Here is a 2644-nt window from a genome sequence, read left to right on the forward strand (position 1 = left end):
GGAAAAGAGATCGGAAAATATGACAAAATTGATTGAACTAAAAGGAATCAATAAAACCTATAAAAATGGGGATCAGGAACTTCGTGTCTTAAAAGACATCGATTTAGAAGTCGAAGAGGGTGAGTTTGTGGCCATTATGGGTCCATCTGGTTCAGGGAAATCGACCTTGATGAATGTCATTGGCTTGTTGGACCGCCCGACCAGTGGAGAGTATTTTCTAGAAGGTCAGGAAGTTGGAAACCTCAGTGAGAAAAAATTAGCACGTGTTCGAAATGAACAGATCGGTTTTGTCTTTCAACTATTCTTTCTTCTCTCTAAGCTCGATGCCTTTCAAAATGTGGAACTGCCTCTCATTTATGCAGGAGTTCATCCTGCTAAACGGAAGGAATTAGCAGAGCAATACCTTGAAAAGGTAGAGCTCCATTCTCGCATGCACCATTTGCCTTCAGAGCTCTCAGGAGGTCAAAAACAGCGGGTTGCTATTGCTCGAGCCCTTGTCAATCAGCCAGCCATCGTCTTAGCAGATGAGCCGACTGGAGCCCTAGATACCAAGACGGGGGAGCAAATAATGGACTTGTTAACCAAGCTAAACCAAGAAGGAAAAACCATTATCATGGTTACACACGAGCCAGAAATTGCAGCCTTTGCGCATCGTCGCATCGTCATTCGTGATGGAGTGATCTCCTCAGATAGCAAGCTGGAAAGGGGGACCTAATGCAAAATTGGAAATTTGCGATCAGCTCAATTATGAGCCATAAATTACGGTCTTTCTTGACCATGGTGGGGATCATTATTGGGGTCGCTTCTGTGGTTGTCATCATGGCTCTGGGAGATGGTATGAAAGCTGGTGTCACCAAGACCTTCACCAAGGACCAAGAGTATGTACAAATCTCTTATTCTCCCAACAAGAGTGGCTATGTGACTGGGATCAATATTGGCCCTTCTGATGATACTGGAGAAGGAGAAGACGGAGGCGAAAGTGGCCCTGCAGCTGAAGACCGAGGGATGGCTGCTCCATCGGATATCGATGGGGAAAACGCTGAAGATGTTGATGGTCAAGTCCAAGAAGCACCACCAGTTGTGCAAGAATCTTGGGTTAAGGAATTAACCAAGATTCAAGGCATCGATGGTTACTATGTTAGCAATACCTCCAATGCAACCATTGCTTTTCAAAAGAAAAAAGCAGAAGGGGTAAACATCCAAGGAGTAAATGAAACCTATTTTTCTGTCAAAAAGGTTGAGCTCTTATCTGGACGAAAATTAACCCCTTCAGACTATAGTAATTTCTCCCGGGTGGTGCTCCTTGATGAAGGATTGGCCCAACAATTATTTGGAACGGAGAATCCACTGAATCAGGTGGTCTCTGTTGGGGATAACAATTATCGCGTCGTTGGTATTTTCAAGGATCCAAATGCAGGAACAGCTCTTTACGGAGCTTCCTCAGGTGGAAGTGCCTTGATGGCCAATACCCAACTCGCCTCTGAATTCGGAACGGATGAAATTCAAAATATTGTCGTCCATGTGCCAGATGTGAAGCAGATTAAAACCGTTGGGATTGAGGCTGCTCAAAAGTTAACAGAACTTTCAGGTGTTCGCCAAGGAGAATTTCAAATCTTTAATTTGGATAGCATCCTAGAGGAAACCAAAAAAGTAGTAGGAATTATGACGTCAGTGATCGGTGCCATTGCAGGGATTTCCCTTTTGGTTGGCGGGATTGGAGTCATGAATATCATGTTGGTTTCTGTGACAGAGCGGACGAGAGAAATTGGTCTTCGCAAAGCATTGGGAGCAACTCGAGGTAAGATTCTGGTTCAATTTTTGATTGAGTCGATGGTCTTGACCATCATTGGTGGGCTGATTGGACTTGGACTTGCTTATGGTGTGAATAGCTTGATTACTACACTCGCAGCAGCCTCCCTAGAAGGCCCACCGATTATTTCCTTAAATGTCGCTATCGGCAGTATTATTTTCTCTGCTTTTGTAGGCATCATCTTTGGAATTTTACCAGCGAATAAGGCTTCTAAGTTAAATCCGATCGAAGCACTGCGTTATGAATAAAAATAGGAGCGAGTCAGGATGAATGGTTTAAGATTCTCCACGCTCCTTTTTGCTGCTGTTGTGGAATAGTTTGTCGAAACATTTTCAATTATCTCGCCCTGTACAGGTTAAACAGTTTAAGCAGTCAATGACAGTTTTCGGATATTATTTGAGTATAGCTTCGAGAGGTTACATTTTACCTAGCCTTATTTTTGTTTAATTGGTAAATATTAGTGAATTTCTGGTCCAAATATGATAGAATAGGGGAGAATAACTTAGGAGGTTCCAAATGACTACTGAACATATGGAAGAATTGAATGACCAGCAGATTGTCCGTCGTGAGAAAATGGCGGCCCTTCGTGAACAAGGAATCGATCCATTTGGGAAGCGATTCGAACGCACTGCAAATTCAGGTCAATTAAAAGAAAAATATTCAGAATTAGATAAAGAACAACTCCACGACTTGAACGAAACAGCTATTATTGCTGGTCGTCTCGTAACCAAACGTGGAAAAGGAAAGGTTGGCTTTGCCCATCTTCAAGACCGTGAAGGTCAAATTCAGATCTACGTTCGTAAGGATGCTGTTGGAGAAGAAAACTACGAAATC

General features: G+C 43.0%; 3 protein-coding genes. All 3 read left to right on the top strand.

The window, feature by feature from the left end; translation table 11 throughout:
- The first annotated feature begins 19 nt into the window (after positions 1-19).
- On the top strand, positions 20-715 hold the full coding sequence (locus SPADD19_RS01885) for an ABC transporter ATP-binding protein (RefSeq protein WP_061455058.1): 696 nt from the start codon (positions 20-22) through the stop codon (positions 713-715).
- Positions 715-2058 (top strand): ABC transporter permease, encoded by a 1344-nt coding sequence (locus SPADD19_RS01890; protein WP_061455059.1) that lies wholly within the window; start codon positions 715-717, stop codon positions 2056-2058. The genes SPADD19_RS01885 and SPADD19_RS01890 overlap by 1 nt, the downstream gene beginning before the upstream one ends.
- 268 nt (positions 2059-2326) lie before the next feature.
- The coding region (locus SPADD19_RS01895) for an OB-fold nucleic acid binding domain-containing protein (RefSeq protein ID WP_241496400.1) at positions 2327-2644 on the top strand (318 nt) is incomplete at its 3' end.

It is taken from the genome of Streptococcus parasanguinis (assembly GCF_001578955.1).
In the GTDB taxonomy this organism is placed as follows: domain Bacteria; phylum Bacillota; class Bacilli; order Lactobacillales; family Streptococcaceae; genus Streptococcus; species Streptococcus parasanguinis_U.

What these genes read in the sequence shown, in the direction of transcription:
- SPADD19_RS01885 (WP_061455058.1), top strand. Translation starts at nt 20, where the DNA reads ATGACAAAATTGATTGAACTAAAAGGAATCAATAAAACCTATAAAAAT.
- SPADD19_RS01890 (WP_061455059.1), top strand. Translation starts at nt 715, where the DNA reads ATGCAAAATTGGAAATTTGCGATCAGCTCAATTATGAGCCATAAATTA.